17 protein-coding genes and 2 pseudogenes are annotated in these 17,200 nt (G+C 66.3%); 17 read left to right on the top strand and 2 right to left on the bottom strand.

Going from position 1 to position 17,200, the window contains the following annotated elements:
- Nucleotides 1-46: 46 nt before the first annotated feature.
- The 15 genes and pseudogenes from V9G04_07585 (at nt 47) to V9G04_07655 (ending at nt 13,593) form a co-directional block, all read left to right on the top strand.
- Nucleotides 47-1,063, top strand: a pseudogene (locus V9G04_07585) (proteasome accessory factor PafA2 family protein).
- Between the two features lie 373 nt (nt 1,064-1,436).
- Nucleotides 1,437-1,718, top strand: coding sequence for a GIY-YIG nuclease family protein (locus V9G04_07590; GenBank protein MEI2713151.1), 282 nt, complete (start codon nt 1,437-1,439; stop codon nt 1,716-1,718).
- A gap of 262 nt (nt 1,719-1,980) precedes the next feature.
- Nucleotides 1,981-2,178 carry a ubiquitin-like protein Pup gene (locus V9G04_07595; GenBank protein ID MEI2713152.1) on the top strand — a complete coding sequence of 66 codons (198 nt, stop codon included), beginning with the start codon at nt 1,981-1,983 and terminating at the stop codon, nt 2,176-2,178.
- Nucleotides 2,178-3,014: a proteasome subunit beta gene (prcB, locus tag V9G04_07600; GenBank protein MEI2713153.1), complete on the top strand. Its 837-nt coding sequence runs from the start codon at nt 2,178-2,180 to the stop codon at nt 3,012-3,014. Before V9G04_07595 ends, prcB begins: the two co-directional genes overlap by 1 nt.
- A gap of 43 nt (nt 3,015-3,057) precedes the next feature.
- Complete coding sequence (prcA, locus tag V9G04_07605) at nt 3,058-3,801, top strand: proteasome subunit alpha (protein ID MEI2713154.1); 744 nt, start codon at nt 3,058-3,060, stop codon at nt 3,799-3,801.
- Between the two features lie 45 nt (nt 3,802-3,846).
- Entirely contained in the window at nt 3,847-5,208 is a 1,362-nt protein-coding gene (pafA, locus tag V9G04_07610; protein ID MEI2713155.1) for a Pup--protein ligase, read from the top strand.
- Between the two features lie 34 nt (nt 5,209-5,242).
- Nucleotides 5,243-6,190, top strand: coding sequence for an FKBP-type peptidyl-prolyl cis-trans isomerase (locus V9G04_07615; GenBank protein MEI2713156.1), 948 nt, complete (start codon nt 5,243-5,245; stop codon nt 6,188-6,190).
- 19 nt (nt 6,191-6,209) lie between these two features.
- A complete protein-coding gene (locus V9G04_07620; protein MEI2713157.1) occupies nt 6,210-7,172 on the top strand; it encodes a WYL domain-containing protein in 963 nt (320 codons plus the stop codon).
- Nucleotides 7,169-8,167, top strand: coding sequence for a WYL domain-containing protein (locus tag V9G04_07625; GenBank protein MEI2713158.1), 999 nt, complete (start codon nt 7,169-7,171; stop codon nt 8,165-8,167). The genes V9G04_07620 and V9G04_07625 overlap by 4 nt, the downstream gene beginning before the upstream one ends.
- Nucleotides 8,168-8,192: 25 nt before the next feature.
- Nucleotides 8,193-8,426 (top strand): Sec-independent protein translocase subunit TatA, encoded by a 234-nt coding sequence (locus V9G04_07630; protein MEI2713159.1) that lies wholly within the window; start codon nt 8,193-8,195, stop codon nt 8,424-8,426.
- A gap of 98 nt (nt 8,427-8,524) precedes the next feature.
- Nucleotides 8,525-9,319: a twin-arginine translocase subunit TatC gene (gene tatC, locus V9G04_07635; protein ID MEI2713160.1), complete on the top strand. Its 795-nt coding sequence runs from the start codon at nt 8,525-8,527 to the stop codon at nt 9,317-9,319.
- Nucleotides 9,320-9,328: 9 nt separating this feature from the next.
- The gene (locus V9G04_07640; GenBank protein ID MEI2713161.1) at nt 9,329-9,730 is read left to right on the top strand and encodes a hypothetical protein; all 402 of its coding nucleotides are present in this window, start codon (nt 9,329-9,331) and stop codon (nt 9,728-9,730) included.
- Nucleotides 9,731-9,762: 32 nt separating this feature from the next.
- Nucleotides 9,763-10,629 (top strand): diacylglycerol kinase, encoded by an 867-nt coding sequence (locus tag V9G04_07645; GenBank protein MEI2713162.1) that lies wholly within the window; start codon nt 9,763-9,765, stop codon nt 10,627-10,629.
- Nucleotides 10,629-12,614, top strand: a pseudogene (locus V9G04_07650) (DEAD/DEAH box helicase). Before V9G04_07645 ends, V9G04_07650 begins: the two are co-directional and overlap by 1 nt.
- A gap of 361 nt (nt 12,615-12,975) precedes the next feature.
- Nucleotides 12,976-13,593: a hypothetical protein gene (locus V9G04_07655; protein MEI2713163.1), complete on the top strand. Its 618-nt coding sequence runs from the start codon at nt 12,976-12,978 to the stop codon at nt 13,591-13,593.
- Nucleotides 13,594-13,644: 51 nt separating this feature from the next.
- On the opposite strand, the gene V9G04_07660 is transcribed toward V9G04_07655, so the two are convergent.
- A complete protein-coding gene (locus V9G04_07660; GenBank protein ID MEI2713164.1) occupies nt 13,645-14,565 on the bottom strand; it encodes a 5'-3' exonuclease in 921 nt (306 codons plus the stop codon).
- Nucleotides 14,566-15,163: 598 nt separating this feature from the next.
- On the opposite strand from V9G04_07660, the gene V9G04_07665 reads away from it, so the two are divergent.
- Together V9G04_07665 and V9G04_07670 are read left to right on the top strand one after the other, a co-directional pair.
- The gene (locus tag V9G04_07665; GenBank protein ID MEI2713165.1) at nt 15,164-15,655 is read left to right on the top strand and encodes a hypothetical protein; all 492 of its coding nucleotides are present in this window, start codon (nt 15,164-15,166) and stop codon (nt 15,653-15,655) included.
- A 10-nt stretch (nt 15,656-15,665) separates the two neighbouring features.
- Nucleotides 15,666-16,106 (top strand): Lrp/AsnC family transcriptional regulator, encoded by a 441-nt coding sequence (locus V9G04_07670; GenBank protein ID MEI2713166.1) that lies wholly within the window; start codon nt 15,666-15,668, stop codon nt 16,104-16,106.
- Between the two features lie 30 nt (nt 16,107-16,136).
- Here V9G04_07670 and V9G04_07675 read toward each other — a convergent pair whose 3' ends face one another.
- The gene (locus V9G04_07675; GenBank protein ID MEI2713167.1) at nt 16,137-17,183 is read right to left on the bottom strand and encodes a low specificity L-threonine aldolase; all 1,047 of its coding nucleotides are present in this window, start codon (nt 17,181-17,183) and stop codon (nt 16,137-16,139) included.
- Nucleotides 17,184-17,200: the final 17 nt, after the last annotated feature.

The following is a 17,200-nucleotide window of genomic DNA, read 5'->3' on the forward strand; positions in this document are numbered from 1 at the left end:
GGTGCGCACGAGAACTACCTGATGAGTCGGTACGACGCCCTTCGCCGACATCGTCAAGCACCTGATCCCGTTCTTCGTGTCGCGCCAGGTCGTGTGTGGGGCCGGCCGCGTCGGCATCGGCGTGGATGGGCGCGACCACGGATTCCAGATCAGTCAGAGAGCCGACTTCTTCGAGGTCGAAGTTGGACTCGAGACGACCCTCAAGCGGCCGATCATCAACACTCGCGACGAACCACACGCCGATCCTGATCGGCACCGCCGACTGCACGTGATCATCGGCGACGCCAACCTCGCGGAAGTGTCGACGTACCTCAAAGTCGGCACGACGTCACTCGTCCTGGCGATGATCGAAGCGGGCTTCCTGAACAAGGACCTGACCGTGCTCGACTCGGTGAAGTCGTTGCAGAGGGTCTCGCATGATCCGAGCCTGCAACATCTGCTGACGTTGGCCGACGGCCGCCAGCTGACGGCCGTGCAGTTGCAACGCGAGTATCTCGATCGGGCGGTCGACTATGTCGAGTCCACTCTCGGAGCGGATGTCGACGTCCAGACTCATGACGTGCTGCACCGTTGGGTGTCCGTGCTGGATCGACTCGAACAAGATCCGATGCTGTGCGCGCGCGAGCTGGATTGGGTGGCGAAGTGGCGTCTGCTGACGCAGTATCGTGACCGCGACGGACTCGAGTGGAGCGACGCGAAGTTGCATGCCATCGATCTTCAGTACAGCGACATCAGGCCGGAGAAGGGGCTGTATCAGCGCCTGGCCAACGCTGGCCGGATCGAACGCCTGCTTACGCCGGCCGAGGTGGACGATGCGATGCACCAGCCACCCGACGACACCCGCGCCTACTTCCGTGGCCGGTGCCTGGAGAAGTACGCCGACCATGTCGCCGCCGCATCGTGGGACTCGGTCATCTTCGACCTGCCGGGACGAGACGCGCAGCAGCGGATCCCGACGCTGGACCCCCTACGCGGCACCCGCGCCTCCGTCGGCGACCTGATCGACGCCAGTGACACCGCCGAGGACCTCCTCCAAGCCCTCGCCCGCCCCACCGGTGGTTGAGGAGCCCGCACAGCGGGCGTCTCGAAACCACACCCCCGGCCCACCGGTGGTTGAGGAGCCCGCGCAGCGGGCGTCTCGAAACCACACGCTCCCATCCCACCGGTGGTTGAGGAGCCCGCGCAGCGGGCGTCTCGAAACCACACGCTCGCGTTCTACCGGTGGTTGAGGAGCCCGCACAGCGGGCGTCTCGAAACCACACGCTCCCATCCCACCGGTGGTTGAGGAGCCCGCACAGCGGGCGTCTCGAAACCACACGCTCCCATCCCACCGGTGGTTGAGGAGCCCGCAGCGGGCGTCTCGAAACCACACGCTCCCATCCACAGGCCAGCAGAAGTTGCTGGCCTCGGCGCTATTCACCGGGGAGCGTGGTCCGATGCCTTGGACCTACATCCTGAAATGCTCGGACGACTCGTACTACGTCGGCAGCACCGTGAACCTTGAGGCGCGACTCTCTCAGCATCGTGACGGACGCGGCGCCGCGTACACCCGCCACCGCCTCCCCGTGATCCTCGTCTGGGCTGCGGAATTCGACCGGATCGAGGAAGCTTTTCGCGTTCGAGAAGCGCGTGCAGGGGTGGTCGCGCAGGAAGAGGGAGGCGCTGATCACCGACCGCCTCGATCTGCTGCCTGGGTTGTCACGAAGGGGACCGTCTGACTAACCGTGGTTTCGAGACGCGCCTGCGGCGCTCCTCAACCACCGGTGGGGGACGTCGTTTCGAGACGCGCCTGCGGCGCTCCTCAACCACCGGTCGAGGACGTGGTCTCGAGACGCGCCTGCGGCGCTCCTCAACCACCGGTCGGGGACGTCGTTTCGAGATGCCCGCTGCGCGGGCTCCTCAACCACCGGTCGGGGACGTGGTTTCGAGATGCCCGCTGCGCGGGCTCCTCAACCACCTGGTGGGGGATAGGGTCGGAACATGGCCCAGGAACAGAAGCAGCCGCGCAAGTCGTCCCAAGACGAGGCGGTCACCGAAGAGGTCGTGGAGACCGATGTCGCCGAGCGGAAGGAAGTGCTCGACGACGATGTCGACGCGATCCTGGACGAGATCGACGAGGTGCTGGAGAGCAACGCCGAGGACTTCGTGAAGTCGTTCATCCAGAAGGGCGGGGAGTAGTGCCGCACGCGGACGCGCGCCTTTCCAGTGTGTTCTTGCGCCCCGGCACGTCGTCCTTCGCCGACTTCTTGACCGAGGCGGCACCGGAACTGCTGCCCAGTCGTCGGGCGCTGCCAGCGGGCCAAGCCGCCGACCTCGCCCCACATGCGACCACGATCGTGGCGGCCGCGTTCCCAGGCGGGGTCGTGATGGCCGGAGACCGCCGCGCCACGATGGGCAACATCATCGCGCAACGCGACATCGAGAAGGTGTTCCCTGCCGACGAGTTCTCGGCCGTGGGGATCGCCGGCACTGCCGGCCTTGCCGTCGAGATGGTGCGGCTCTTCCAGACCGAGCTGGAGCACTACGAGAAGATCGAGGGCATCACGCTCTCCATGGACGGCAAGGCGAACCGGCTCGCCGCCCTGATCCGCGCAAATCTCGGACTGGCGATGCAAGGACTCGCCGTGGTGCCGCTCTTCGCCGGGTACGACCACGAGGCCGACCAGGGCCGGATCTTCTCCTACGACGTCACGGGCGGGCGTTATGAGGAGACCGCGTTCCACAGCGTCGGCTCCGGGTCGCTGTTCGCGCGCGGCTCACTCAAGAAGCTCTACCGCGACGATCTGTCCGCCGAGGAGTGCGTCACCGCGGTCGTACAGGCGCTCTATGACGCCGCCGATGACGATTCCGCGACCGGCGGACCTGACATCGCGCGCAGGATCTTCCCGGTGGTGCACGTGATCACCGCCGAGGGCGGGACACGCATGCCCGACGCCGAGGTCGCCCGGATCGCCGACCGCATCCTGGAGAGTCGTCTGACCCGCCCGGACGGTCCCGCGGCATCGCTGACGTGATCTCGACCCGCTCGCTCGATTCGAACCTGGAAGTGAACCATCTATGAGCATGCCGTTCTATGTCTCGCCCGAGCAGTTGATGAAGGATCGTGCCGACTTCGCTCGCAAGGGCATCGCCCGCGGACGTTCCGTCGTCGCGGTGCAGTACGCCGACGGCCTCCTGTTCGCCTCGGAGAATCCCAGTCAGGCCTTGCACAAGGTCTCCGAGATCTACGACCGGATCGCCTTCGCCGCAGTGGGGCGCTATAACGAGTTCGAGAACCTGCGCATCGCGGGCGTACGACTGGCCGACATGCGCGGGTATTCCTACGACCGCCGCGACGTGACCGGCCGCGGCCTGGCCAACGCGTACGCCCAGACGCTCGGGACGATCTTCTCCTCCGGCGGGGAGAAGCCGTACGAGGTCGAACTCTTCGTCGGCGAGATCGGCGATGTGGCAGCCGACGACCAGATCTATCGACTGACGTACGACGGCCAGGTCGCCGACGAGCACCGTTATGCCGTGATGGGTGGAGCGGCCGACGTGGTGTCGGCCTATCTGGAGGAGCACTTCGCCGACGACCTCGACCTGGCAGGAGCCGTACGCCTGGCCACCGCCGCGCTGGGTCACAGCGAAGCCGGTGATCGGGTGATCGCAGCGGACGACCTCGAAGTCGCGGTGCTGGATCGCACCCGCACTCAGCCGCGCAAGTTCGTACGCCTGGTCGGGCCTCGACTGCAAGCGTTGCTGGGGGAGCGCGGCCCGGAGTCGCCGTCGCCAGAGCCTGGGGAGCCCGACGAGGCCTGAGCGCGTCTGACCGCGCGCGCTGGACGGCGCACCTAGGCTGGCCACATGGACCGCCGCATCTTCGGGATCGAGAACGAGTACGGCGTCACCTGCACTTTTCATGGACAACGCCGGCTCAGCCCGGACGAGGTCGCGCGCTATCTCTTCCGCAAAGTCGTCGCGTGGGGCAGAAGCAGCAACGTCTTCTTGCGCAACGGCGCTCGGCTCTATCTCGACGTCGGCAGCCACCCGGAGTACGCGACTCCTGAGTGCGACGACATCGTCGAGCTCGTCACCCACGACAAGGCCGGCGAACGCATCCTGGAGGGCCTGCTGACCGATGCCGAAGAACGTCTTCACGACGAAGGCATCGAGGGCGATATCTACCTGTTCAAGAACAACACCGATTCGGCCGGCAACTCCTACGGCTGCCACGAGAACTTCCTGGTCTCCAGGTCGGGGGAGTTCTCCCGACTCGCTGACGTCTTGATCCCGTTCCTGGTGAGCCGCCAGATCATGGTGGGCGCGGGCAAGGTCGTGCAGACCGCACGGGGCGCGCAGTACAGCGTCAGCCAGCGCGCCGAGCACATCTGGGAGGGCGTCTCCAGCGCCACGACCCGTAGTCGCCCGATCATCAACACCCGCGACGAACCGCACGCCGACGCGGAGAAGTATCGCCGCCTGCACGTCATCGTCGGCGACTCCAACATGAGTGAGACCACCACCCTGCTCAAAGTGGCCTCGGCGGATCTGGTGCTGCGGATGATCGAGGAGGGCGTGGTGATGCGCGACCTCACGATGGAGAACCCCATCCGGGCGATCCGAGAGATCGCCCAGGACATGACCGGACGTCGCAAGGTGCGCCTCAACAACGGCCGAGAGGCCAGCGCGTTGGACATCCAGACCGAATACCTGGGCAAGGCGCGCGACTTCGTCGACCGGCGCCAGATCTCCACGCCGGTGATCGAGCGGGCCCTCGACCTGTGGGAGCGCTCGCTGAAGGCGGTCGAGTCCGACGACCTTGGGCTGATCGAGCGCGAGATCGACTGGGTGATCAAGTGGAAGCTGATCGAGCGCTATCGCGCCAAGCACGGGCTGGCGATGGAGCATCCCCGAGTCGCCCAGTTGGATCTGGCCTACCACGACATCCGTCGCGACCGCGGCCTCTACTACCTCTTGGAGAAGCGTGGCGCCGTGGCGCGGGTGACCACCGATCTGGCGATCTTCCAGGCCAAGACGGTGCCGCCGCAGACCACCCGCGCGAAACTGAGAGGTGAATTCATCCGGCGCGCCCAGGAGAGGCGCCGCGATTTCACCGTCGACTGGGTCCATCTGAAGTTGAACGACCAGGCCCAGCGCACCGTGTTGTGCAAAGACCCGTTCCGAGCCGAGGACGAGCGCGTGCAGCGCCTCTTGGACGGCATGTGAGGCCGGTTTCGCCCGGCCGGTAACGTTTCGCCGCGTGACTCGACGTACGAAGGCATTCGCCGCCAGCATCGCCCTGCTCGCCACCCTGACCGCGTGCGGAAGCGAGCAGGCCGCCAGCGACAGCGCCGGATCCGGCAGCGACCTCGGCGCGGTCTCGATCTCAGGTGACTTCGGCAGCGAGCCCAAGGTCGAGTGGAAGAAGCAACTGGTCGCCAAGGAACTCGACGCCGAGACCCTGGTCGAGGGCGATGGTGAGAAGGTCGGCGGCAGCGACCAGGTGTTCGTACGCCTCTATGTCGGCAACGGCTACACCAAGTCGACGGCATATTCGACCTTCGGCAAGGACGCCAAGCCTGACCTCCTGCCTGCTGCTGGCCAACTGTCGGCCGGTCTCAAAGAGGCGATCGACGGCCACACCCTCGGCTCGCGCGTGGCCGTGACGGCGCCGCCCAAGGATGCGTTCGGAGAACAGGGCAACCCGCAACTCGGCGTTGGCAACACCGACTCGGTGCTCTTCATCGTCGACCTGATCTCCACGCTGTCTACCAAGCCGAGCGGGGAGACGACCAAGCCCGCATCCTGGGCGCCCAAGCTCACCGGCAGCGCGGACTCGCCGACAGGTTTCGACTTCGCGGGCACTCCCCAGCCGAGCGAGAAGTTGCAGACCACCTACCTCATCAAGGGCGACGGGGAGAAGACCAAGACCGGCGACACGGTGTACGTGAACTATGTCGGTCAGGTGTACGAGGGCAAGAAGCCTTTCGACTCCAGCTTCGAGCGCGGTGAGCCGTTCGACTTCACTCTGGGTCAAGGTGGCGTCATCAAGGGCTGGGACCAGGGCTTCACCGGCGTCCCGATCGGCAGCCGGATCATCATCTCGGTGCCGCCGAAGCTCGGCTACGGCAAGGCCGGCAACAAGGAGGCCGGGATCAAGGGGACCGACACGCTCTTCTTCGCGGTAGACGTCCTCGGAGTGTCCTGACCCCGCTAGGGTCTGCCAGGTGGCGCGGAAGACCGAGCGGCTGCTCAACCTGCTGATCATGCTGCTCGTGCAGCGCCATTTCGTCTCGCGCGAAAAGATCCGCTCGATCCTCTACGGCGACCAGTCCGATGAGGCCTTCGACAAGATGTTCGAGCGCGACAAGGAAGAGTTGCGCAGCCTCGGCGTGCCGATCGAGGTCGGCCATGTCGACAACTACTTCGAGGACGAGGTCGGCTACCGCATCCGCCCGGACGCCATGGCGTTGCCCGACATCGAGTTGACGCCCCAGGAGGCGGCCGTCGTGGGACTCGCGGGTCGCGTCTGGGAGCACGCCACGTTGGCGGAGGCCGCCTCGGATGCCGTACGCAAGTTGATGGCCGCGGGAGACCCCGTCGACACCGAGGCGTTGGACCTGGTCGCGCCCAAGGTCAATGCTGAGGAGCCGGCGTTCGAGGTGCTGTTCCAGGCGGCTGTGGAGCGGACTCCGGTGGAGTTCGAGTACGCCCGCACCGGGCGCGCCGCGAGCACGCGTCACCTGCAGCCGTGGGGAGTCGTACGGTTCTCCGGTCGCTGGTATGTCGTGGGTTGGGACGTCGTCCGGCAGGCCGAACGGATCTTCCGGATCTCGCGGATCGTCGGCCCCGCGCGCCTCAGCGGCGCCGCCGGCTCGTACGACATCCCGGCCGGCATCGATCTGCAAGCCGTCACCCGTCGACTCGCCCCTGCCGCGCCCGAGACGACTGTACGCGTCCGGGCTCGCGCCGGCACCTGCCTGCCTTTGCGGCGGGCTGCGAACGCGTCCCTGGAGCAAGCAGCGGACGATGACGACGGATGGGACGACCTCACACTGCCGCCCGGCGCCTGGACGGCCGAGGAATTCTTGCCCTACGGCGCCGACGTGGTCGTCCTGGAGCCCGTAACGCTCAGGGACCAGATCCGAGATCGGCTGGCCGGAGTCGTGGCCAAGGCAGGTCTGCGATGACCACCACCCAACCCAACTCCAAGGACCAATTGGCGCGGCTGCTCGTGCTGGTGCCTTACTTGTATGCGCACGCGGCCCGTGGGGGAGTGACGGTCGAAGAGGCTGCGTCTCTGCTCGGGGTGTCGCACAAGCAGGTGCTGCGCGACCTCAAGGTGTTGTGGATGTGCGGCCTGCCCGGCGGCCTGCCCGACGATCTGATCGATGTCGACCTGGAGGCGTTGGAGGGTCCTGACGCCGACGGCCTGATCCGGATCAGCAACGCCGACTACCTCGCCCGGCCGTTGCGGCTGCGACCGACCGAGGCGGTCGCGCTGATCGTGGCGCTGCGAGCGCTGCGCTCGGGGGCGAATCCCGAGACACGAGAGATCGTCGACGCAGTCCTGGCCAAGTTGGAGAACGCCGCCGCGAGCGGTTCGGCCTCGCAGGTCGATCTTTCAGACGAGCAGGTCGGCGGCCCGGACCCGGCCCCTCTTGCCTCCGCGATCGCCAACGGGCGGCAGGTGCGCTTGGTCTACTACGTGCCAGCACGTGATGAGGAGTCCGAACGGATCGTGGATCCCCACCGCCTGGTGAACCAGGAGGGTGCGACCTACCTCGACGCGTGGTGTCACAGCGCGGAGGCCAAGCGATCGTTCCGGCTCGACCGGATCCGGGAGGCAACGGTGCTGGACACGCCGATCGCCATCGAGCCGGATGAGACGACGCTGGCCGACGGCATCTTCGAGATCGGTGAGAGTCAGGTCGTCACGTTGCGCCTCGATGAGGCGGCTCGATGGGTGCCCGAGTATTACCCGGTGCTGGCCAGCCGAGACGTGGGCGACGGTAGCCTCGAAGTCGACCTGGCGTACGCTGACGAGCGCTGGCTGCACCGCCTTCTGCTGCGCTTGGCGCCGTACGCAGAGGTGATCCAACCCGTCGAACTCTCCGCACCTTTCGTCCAGATGGCGCGGGAGGCACTCGCGCACTATGACCACGACGTAGACTCAACCCGCTGAACCTCGTTCCTCGAAAGGCCACACCATGCTCGCTCATATCGCCGGACTCGGGCCCGGAGAGTTGATGATCGTCCTGGCGATCGTCGTGCTCCTCTTCGGTGCCTCCAAGCTCCCCGACCTGGCTCGCGGCAGCGGTCGTGCTCTGCGGATCTTCAAGGCGGAGACGAAGGGCCTCAACGAGGCTGACGGCGACGACGACCTCAAGAGCCCGGAGCAGCGTGAGATCGAGGCGCGCGAGCGCCGCGACGACACCTACTGAGTGCGTCCCCCAAGGCTCGCAATCTAGTGAGGTACTTGAAGGGCTTCGCCGGACTTTTCCGCGGTGCGCCTCTGCACCCCGTAGGTCCCGGGGGCCAAATGGCGCTCTCGGATCACTTCCGAGAGTTGCGCGCACGCTTGATGCGCATCGCGGCGTACCTGATCATCTTCGGTGCGTTCGGCCTCTACTGGGCTTACAACCATCCCTTCGGGCTGCCCTCGCTCTTCGACCTGATCTCTGAGCCCTACAAGAAGGCGCAAGAGACGCTGAAGGAGAAGGTCATCACCGAGCCGGTGATCGGTGACCTCGGTGGCCCACTGCTCTTCCAGCTCAAACTCGCGGGTGTTTTCGCGTTGATCGCGACCTCGCCCTTATGGCTGTTGGAGATCTGGCGTTTCATCTTGCCGGGCCTGCACAAACACGAGCGCAAATACACTCGCCTGTTCGCGGTGGTTGCCGGTCCGGTGTTCCTCGGGGGCGTTGCACTGGGCTACTACGTCTTGCCCAAGGGCATCTCGGTGTTGTTGGGTTTCACGCCTGGTTTCGTGACCAGCCTGGTGGACTTCGGCAACTACTTCAGTTTTGTGGTCCGGATGTTGTTGATCTTCGGGGTCGCGATGGAGATCCCGCTCTTCGTGGTGCTGTTGAACCTCGCAGGGGTGGTCCCGGGTCGCACGCTGGCGAAGTACCGCCCCTGGATCATCTTGGGCACGTTCATCTTCGCGGCCGTGGCCACGCCCTCGACTGACCCGTTCTCGATGCTGATGCTGGCTCTGCCGATGGTGGTGCTCTTCATCGCGGCCGAGATCTTCGCGCGGGTGAGCGATCGGATGCGAGGGCGAAATAGGCACAGCACCGACCAGTGGCGCGATGACGAACTCTCACCCATCTAGCGGGCTGCGATGACGGACGGACACTCGGGATCCTTCGGCGACATAGACCCGTTCGACCTGCCCGAATGGCTGGGCGACGGCGAGGTCATCTGGCGCCCGGAGCACGGGGTGCACGTCGGTGCCCTGGTCACGGGGAAGCTGACCGGACCTACGGGCCAGACCTTGCCCTGCGATCTGCTGGGCGTGGACGAGGCCTACCCCGCTCCCGTCGCCGACGACACCGCCCGCACCGTGTGCCACAAGACCTGGCGCCACGGTCAGGTCTGGTTGGTCGAACGTGAGGGGCGACTGACGCTGCTGGTGCCAGGACGCGACTTCAACGCCGACAAGGCGCTCGAGGCACTGCACCGTTTCGCCAAGGCGCTGGGCGCCAAGCCACAACGATTCGCCGCGCTGCTGCGGCTGGCCTGAAACAGTCTCATCTGCGGGATAGGGTCGCGGCTGTGACGATCGCGTTGCTCACCAACCCCACCTCGGCCAAGGGGAAGGGTGCCAAAGCCCGGACCATCGCGCTGGAAAAATTCGCCGCCGCCGGGATCGACGTACGCGATCTCGTGGGCCGCGACGCCGACGAGGCCCACGATCTGGCGCGGGCTGCGCTGGACGACGGGGCCGAGGCGCTCGTTGTGTGCGGTGGTGACGGGATGGTGCACCTGGGCGTGCAGTTGGTCGCCAACACGGGCACGCCGCTCGGGATCGTGCCGGCCGGCACCGGCAACGACGTTGCGCGCTACGTCGAGCTTTCCCGCAAGGACCCGGCTGCGGCCGTCGACACGATCCTGCGGGGCGGCACTCGTACGCTCGACCTTGCCCGCAGTGGTGAGCGCTACTTCGTGACCGTGTTAGCCGCCGGCTTCGACGCCATCGTCAACGAACGGGCCAACCGGATGACCTGGCCCAAGGGCCAGATGCGCTACAACCTGGCCACGCTGGCGGAGTTGCGGACCTTCACGCCCCTGCCGTACGTGCTGGACATCGACGGGCGCACGATCGAGACCGAAGCGATGCTGGTCGCGGTCGGCAACGGGCCGTCGTTCGGCGGAGGGCTACGCATCACCGAGGGTGCCGCCTTGGACGACGGTTTGCTCGACGTGGTCATCATCAAAGCGATGACCAAGCTCGACCTGATCCGCACCTATCCCAAACTCTTCAAGGGCACCCACACCACGCATCCCAAATACGAACACCACCCGGCGCGTCGCGTCACGGTGGCTACGCCGGGCGTCGTGTCGTACGCCGACGGCGAGCGATTCGGGGCCTTGCCGTTGACGGTGGAGTGTGCTCCGGCTGCCTTGCGGGTGTTCGCCTGATGGCGGATTCTCTCGGGCCAGCCGAACGTTATGCGGCGTTCCGCGACGGACAACGTACGCCCGTACTCACCCAGTTCCGGTCGCTGCAGGCCTTTCCGCTCGACGACTTCCAGGTACGCGCGTGCGAGGAGATCGAGGCGGGGCGAGGAGTGCTCGTGGCGGCGCCGACGGGATCGGGCAAGACGATCGTGGGGGAGTTCGGCATCCACCTAGCGCGTGCGCAGGGCCGCAAGGCGTTCTACACGACCCCCATCAAGGCGCTCTCGAACCAGAAGTTCCACGACCTCGTACGCACGTACGGCGCGGAGAACGTCGGCCTGCTGACCGGCGACAACTCCGTCAACGGCGAGGCCCCGATCGTGGTGATGACCACCGAGGTGCTGCGCAACATGATCTATGCCGGGTCGCGCACGTTGCTCGGCCTGGGCTATGTCGTGATGGACGAGGTGCACTACCTCGCGGACCGTTCGCGCGGGGCGGTCTGGGAGGAGGTGATCATCCACCTGCCCGAATCCGTCACGGTCATCTCCTTGTCAGCGACCGTGTCCAACGCCGAAGAGTTCGGCGCCTGGCTCAACACGGTGCGCGGCGACACGACCACGATCGTGGAGGAGAAGCGGCCCGTACCCCTCTTTCAGCACGTGATGGTGGGGAAGCGGCTGCTGGACCTGTTCGCGTCCTCCGACGTCGACGCGTCGGCGGGTTTCGTACGCGAAGGCGCGCCGGTCAACGAACAGTTGATGCGGATCGCGCGCGACGACTGGGCCTCGTCGCGATTGATGAAGGACCGTCGTTCTCCTCGGCATGGCAAGTCGGGCGCGCCCAAGCGCAAGCGCGACATCGGCAACGGTCGACGCGTCTGGATCCCGTCGCGCGCGGAGGTGATCGAGCGGCTCCAACGCGACCGCCTGCTGCCCGCGATCTATTTCATCTTCAGTCGGGCGGGGTGTGACGCGGCACTGCAACAGTGCCTCCAGGCCAACCTGCGCCTGACCAACCCCGACGGACGCGACGAGATCTACGGCTACGTCGAAGCAGCCGTCTCGCATCTGCCGCCTGACGATCTGGACGCCCTGAACTACGGGGACTTCCTGGATGGCCTGACCCGTGGGATCGCGGTGCACCATGCCGGTGTGCTGCCGCTCTTCAAGGAGTGCGTGGAGCAGCTTTTCGTACGCGGGCTGGTCAAGGCGGTCTTCGCCACCGAGACGCTCGCGTTGGGTATCAACATGCCGGCGCGCACGGTGGTGATCGAAAAGCTGACCAAGTACAACGGCGAGGCGCACGTCGACCTCTCGCCGGGGGAGTACACCCAACTCACCGGGCGTGCCGGGCGCCGTGGTCTCGACGTGGAGGGCCACGCCGTCGTGCTGTGGCAGCCCGGGATGAACCCACGCGAGGTCGCCGGGCTGGCCTCGACGCGCACCTATCCGCTCCGTTCCAGCTTTCGGCCGTCGTACAACATGGCGGTCAACCTGGTGCACCAGTTCGGACGGGCTCGGGCTCGGGAGGTGCTGGAGATGTCGTTCGCACAGTTTCAGGCCGACCAGGCGGTTGTCGGGTTGGCGCGTCAGCAGCGCAAGGCCGAGGACGCCTTGGCGGGCTATCGCGAGGCGGCGCAGTGTCACCTGGGCGACTTCATGGCGTACGCCGGGTTGCGCCAACAGATCAGCGACCTGGAGAAGCGCGGTGCCAAGTCGCGCCGCGACGACCGACGCCAGGAGGTGATCGCGTCGCTCGTACGACTGCGCCCCGGCGACATCATCCGGGTGCCGAACGGCAAGTTCGCCGGCTGGGCGGTCGTGATCGATCCGGGCCTGTCCGGAGATGAGCCGCGACCGTCGGTGGTCACGATTGATCGCCAGTCACGCCGGTTGGCACTGCTCGATTTCCAGACGCCGGTCCTGGCCTACGACCGGATGCGGGTGCCGAAGAACTTCAACGGCCGCAATCCGCAATCGCGCCGTGAGTTGGCGACGGCCTTGGCGGCGCGCGTACGCCGGTTGGATACGGACTCGCCCCCGGTGGTTGGCCAGGGCTCGGGTGTGGTGGTTGAGGAGCGCTCCCCGGTGGTTGGCCAGGGCTCGGGTGTGGTGGTTGAGGAGCGCTCCCCGGTGGTTAGCCAGGGCTCGGCAGTGGGTGAGCTTGCGCTCCCCGGTGGTTGCGGCGAACTCGGACGCGGCTGGGCCGCGCTCCCCGGTGGTTGAGGAGCGAGCGTCTCGAAACCACCAGATCGATGATCTGCGCCGCCAACTCAAACACCATCCTTGCCACCGATGCCCCGAACGCGAGGAGCACGCTCGCTGGGCCGAGCGCTGGTTCAAACTTCACCGTGACACCGAGACGTTGAGCCGACGCATCGAGCAGCGTACGAACACGGTGGCGCGCACCTTCGACCGCGTCTGCGACGTGCTGGCGTCACTGGACTACCTCACAGCGGCCGAGGGCGATCTTGCCGTGACCGAGCAGGGCAGGCACCTGATGCGCATCTATTCCGAGTGCGACCTGGTCGCCGCGGAGGCGATTCGCACGGGTCTGCTCGACGAACTGCGTCCCAGCGAACTCGCGGGCGCGCTCTCGGTGCTCGCCTTCGAGGCTCGCCGCCCCGATGACAGCAACCCGCGGGTGCCGGGTGGGCGGTTGAAGACTGCGATCGAGGGGCTCGAACGGCTCTGGGGTCAGTTGGCCTCGGTCGAACGCAGCCACAAACTCGACTTCTTGCGCGAACCGGACAGGGGCTTCGCGTGGGCCGCCTATCGCTGGGCGGAGGGCGACGACCTCGACGACGTGCTCGACGTGACCGGGATGCCGGCCGGAGACTTCGTACGCGTGATGAAGCAGTTGGTGGACCTGTGCGGCCAGATCGCCGACGCCACCGGCGAGGACGCATCGTTGCGGGGCACCGCACGCGATGCCCGCGACCTGCTGCGTCGCGGCGTGGTCGCGTACAGCGCCCTCGACTGACCTGTCGCATCTGCTCCGCGAGAGGCCGCCGACCTGTCGCGTTTGCACCGGCTAGCGCGAGGACATCGCCTCGACGACCCGGGCTAGGGGCGATTCGAGATTCCAGCGCTCGCTGAGCTCGAGGAGGCGGGCGTGATCAACCGGCGTGTGCGGCAGACGCGAGTCGTACGACCCCAGGTCGAGGCCGCGTGCCACCGCCACCACCTCGGGTGCCACGGCCAGATAGTCCAGCGCGGCCGAGATCTTGCTGCGTGGTCCAGCGGCCAACTCGGCGGCCGGATCGGACAAAGCCGCGACGATGCCGTCGATGTCCCCGAACTTCCGCAACAGACTGGCCGCGGTCTTCTCCCCGACTCCGGCAACGCCGGGCAACCCATCGGATGCGTCGCCGCGCAGGGTGGCGAAGTCGGCATACTGACGTGCGTCGATGCCGTACTTCTCCCGCACGACGTCATTGGTGATGCGTTCGTGGCGCCCCACGCCGCGGGCGATATAGAGCACGCGCACCTCGCGCTCGTCATCGACCAACTGGAAGAGGTCGCGGTCGCCGGTGACGATGTCGGCCGGCATGGTGGCGGTCGTGGCAAGGGTGCCGATCACGTCATCGGCCTCATAACCATCCGCGCCCACGACGCAGATCCCCAGCGCGACGAGCACGTCGAGGATGATCGGGAGTTGCGCTTCAAGAGGATCAGGCACCTCCTCAATATCGGGTGCCGGCCCCGGGACGACCTGCACGACGCGATGCGCCTTGTAGGAGGGGATCAGGTCTACCCGCCACTGTGGTCGCCAGTCGTTGTCCCACGCACAGACGAGATCCGTCGGTTCGTACTCCTTGACCAGACGGGCAATGAAGTCGATCAGACCGCGCACCGCGTTGACGTTGGTCCCGTCTTTCGCCAGGACTTCCGGAACTCCGTAATAGGCTCGGAAATACATCGAGGCGGTGTCGAGGAGGAGGATGCTAGGCATGCGGGCATCTTGCCAGCCTCAAGCACATCGTCTCAGGGAGCCATCTACGCCAATGCCGCGAAGAGTTGTTGCCGCCGTCCTGGTAGCGCTGGTTTGCACCGTCTTGCCCACGCATGCCACCGCCGACGTGCTGACTGACCCGGTGCGACTGAGCGTCAACGGGCCGGCCCGGCAACTTGCGGCGGGAACCACTGTGGTGCTCCGGGTGCCAAAGGCAGGTTCGCGAACGCTGTTCGCGTGGGATGGGGCACGGGCACGGGTGTCGTACGCCGGAAAGCACGTCTTTGTGAACGCCACCTCTGTCGTGGCCGAGCCCGGCGAGCCGGTGAAGGTGGCTGGCGAGAGCCAGTGGCCGAGGCGAGCGTTGCGCCCTGGTGAGAGTGTTCTGGTGCGATTCGCCACGGCCGCCAGGGTGCAGCTTTCGAAGCCGGATTCGCGATCGGCCCGGCTGGACGGCCCTGCCGTGAAGTTGGACAACAGCATCGCGGGGCGTGAGCACAGGATCCGGGTCAGGATCATTGCTGGCACCTGGGTCTCGTTACAGGGGTACGCACCCCTCAGCGACGATGTCTCCCTACGCAGGGCGAATGGATCCCTGGTGCCGCCGACCGCCGAGAACTTGTGGCCGATCAAAAGGACGGGGACGTACGCCTTCCACGTGCGTCCCGATCGTGCTCGTGCGCGCCTCGCCCAGCTTAAGGTGCGGGTGCGTTCTGCTGTCGAACTGCCGGAGCTCGTGATCGGAGTTCCACGCCCGATCTCGGTCCGCGAACCCGACCGCGTGGTGGTGGCACCGTTCTCATTCCCCGACCCTGCCGGGGAAGCCCGACTCGTGGCAACGGGCTCCACCTTTCCCGGCACTTGGCTCGCCACCATCCAAGCGCGCCATGTGGTGGGCTGCTCGATCCTGGCCGGGTCAACGTGCAATGAGCAGACTTCTGCGTGGATCAACGAACGGCGCTTGGTGTCCGACTGGATCTATCGGCCACCCAACCTCACCAGGGCGTGGGCTGTGGTGCTCACGCCCGAAGCGACCGGCACGATCGAGTTGACAGTTGCGTTCAGGGCGTGGGGAACTCGAGCCGATTAGGCTCACGATCGTGGAGAAGACCGATCGCCAGATCCTGACCTTGCTGGCCGAGGACGGACGGATGTCGTTTACCGACCTCGGAAAGGCGACGGGGCTGTCGACCTCAGCGGTGCACCAACGGGTGAAGCGGCTGGAGGAGCGCGGCCTGATCGTGGGGTATGCCGCGCGTGTGGATCTCGCGGAGATGGGTCTGCCGCTGACCGCGTTCGTGTCGATCACGCCGATCGATGCCGCCCAGCCCGATGACTATCCCGAAAGGCTGCGCGGGATCGAGGCGATCGAATCCTGCTGGTCGGTGGCGGGAGAGGAGTCGTACATCTTGAAGATCCGGGTCGCCAAGCCGACTGATCTGGAAGATCTGTTGGGCCGGATCCGATCCTCGGCCAATGTCAGCACGCGTACGACCATCGTGTTGTCCACGCCTTACGAGGACCGCTCGGTCCTAGGCTGAGCCCGAACTCAACACCCAGACAGGGCCAACTCAACGGGAGGCGGCGGCCCGCACAGCCGCCACGAAAGCGTCCACGTCTGCCTCGGTGGTGTCGAAGGAGCACATCCACCGCCGCTCACCTCGGGAGGCGTCCCAGTCATAGAAGCGGAACTGCGAGCGTACGGTCTCCGCTACCTCGTCGGAGGTGATGGCAAAGACTGCATTGGCCTGCACCGGCTGGGTGATCTCCACACCGGGTACGCCAGCAAGGCCGGCAGCCAGGCGCGCGGCCATCTCGTTCGCGTGCGACGCGGACCGCAACCACAGGTCGTCGCCCCACAGCGCGATCAACTGCGCTGACACAAACCGCATCTTGGAGGCCAGTTGCATGCTGAGTTTGCGCAGGTAGATCAGGCCGTCGGCATGGTCGGACAGCGAGACCACGGCCTCACCGAAGATCAGACCGTTCTTGGTGCCGCCCAAGGACACGATGTCGACGCCCACGTCCGTCGTGATCGCCGAGAGGGGGACCCCGAGAGACGCAGCGGCGTTGGCAATGCGGGATCCGTCCATGTGGACGGCCATGCCGTTCTCGTGTGCGAAATCGGTGATCGCCTCGATCTCGTCAGGGGTATACACCGTGCCGAGTTCGGTGCTCTGAGTGATCGACACCGCGAGCGGCTGGGCCCGGTGTTCGTCGCCCCAGCCCCAGGCCTCCTTGGCGATCAGTTCGGGGGTGAGTTTGCCGGCGGGGGCATAGACCGGGAGCAGTTTCATGCCGCCCATCCGCTCGGGCGCGCCGTTCTCGTCGCAGTGAATGTGCGCGTTCGTCGAGCACACCACCGCACCCCAGCGCGGCAGCAACGACTGCAGGGCCACCACGTTTGCCCCGGTGCCGTTGAAGACCGGGAAGACGTCGACTGGCTGGCCAAAGTGTCCCGCAAGCACCGAGTGCAAGCGTTCGGTGTAGACGTCCTCGCCGTACGCGACCTGGTGACCGTCGTTTGCCTCTGCCAAGGCCGCGAGCACCTCGGGGTGCACGCCGGAGTAGTTGTCGGAGGCGAACGTACGGATCTCGGGGTCGTGCAGCCTGGTCACGCCCGTATTCTTGCGCG

Origin of the sequence: Nocardioides sp. (genome assembly GCA_037045645.1) — a bacterium.
In the GTDB taxonomy this organism is placed as follows: Bacteria; Actinomycetota; Actinomycetes; order Propionibacteriales; family Nocardioidaceae; genus Nocardioides.

Coding starts and splice junctions, on each gene's coding strand:
- V9G04_07590 (MEI2713151.1), top strand. CDS start 1,437: ATGCCTTGGACCTACATCCTGAAATGCTCGGACGACTCGTACTACGTC.
- V9G04_07595 (MEI2713152.1), top strand. CDS start 1,981: ATGGCCCAGGAACAGAAGCAGCCGCGCAAGTCGTCCCAAGACGAGGCG.
- prcA (MEI2713154.1), top strand. CDS start 3,058: ATGAGCATGCCGTTCTATGTCTCGCCCGAGCAGTTGATGAAGGATCGT.
- pafA (MEI2713155.1), top strand. CDS start 3,847: ATGGACCGCCGCATCTTCGGGATCGAGAACGAGTACGGCGTCACCTGC.
- V9G04_07625 (MEI2713158.1), top strand. CDS start 7,169: ATGACCACCACCCAACCCAACTCCAAGGACCAATTGGCGCGGCTGCTC.
- V9G04_07630 (MEI2713159.1), top strand. CDS start 8,193: ATGCTCGCTCATATCGCCGGACTCGGGCCCGGAGAGTTGATGATCGTC.
- tatC (MEI2713160.1), top strand. CDS start 8,525: ATGGCGCTCTCGGATCACTTCCGAGAGTTGCGCGCACGCTTGATGCGC.
- V9G04_07640 (MEI2713161.1), top strand. CDS start 9,329: ATGACGGACGGACACTCGGGATCCTTCGGCGACATAGACCCGTTCGAC.
- V9G04_07660 (MEI2713164.1), bottom strand. CDS start 14,565: ATGCCTAGCATCCTCCTCCTCGACACCGCCTCGATGTATTTCCGAGCC.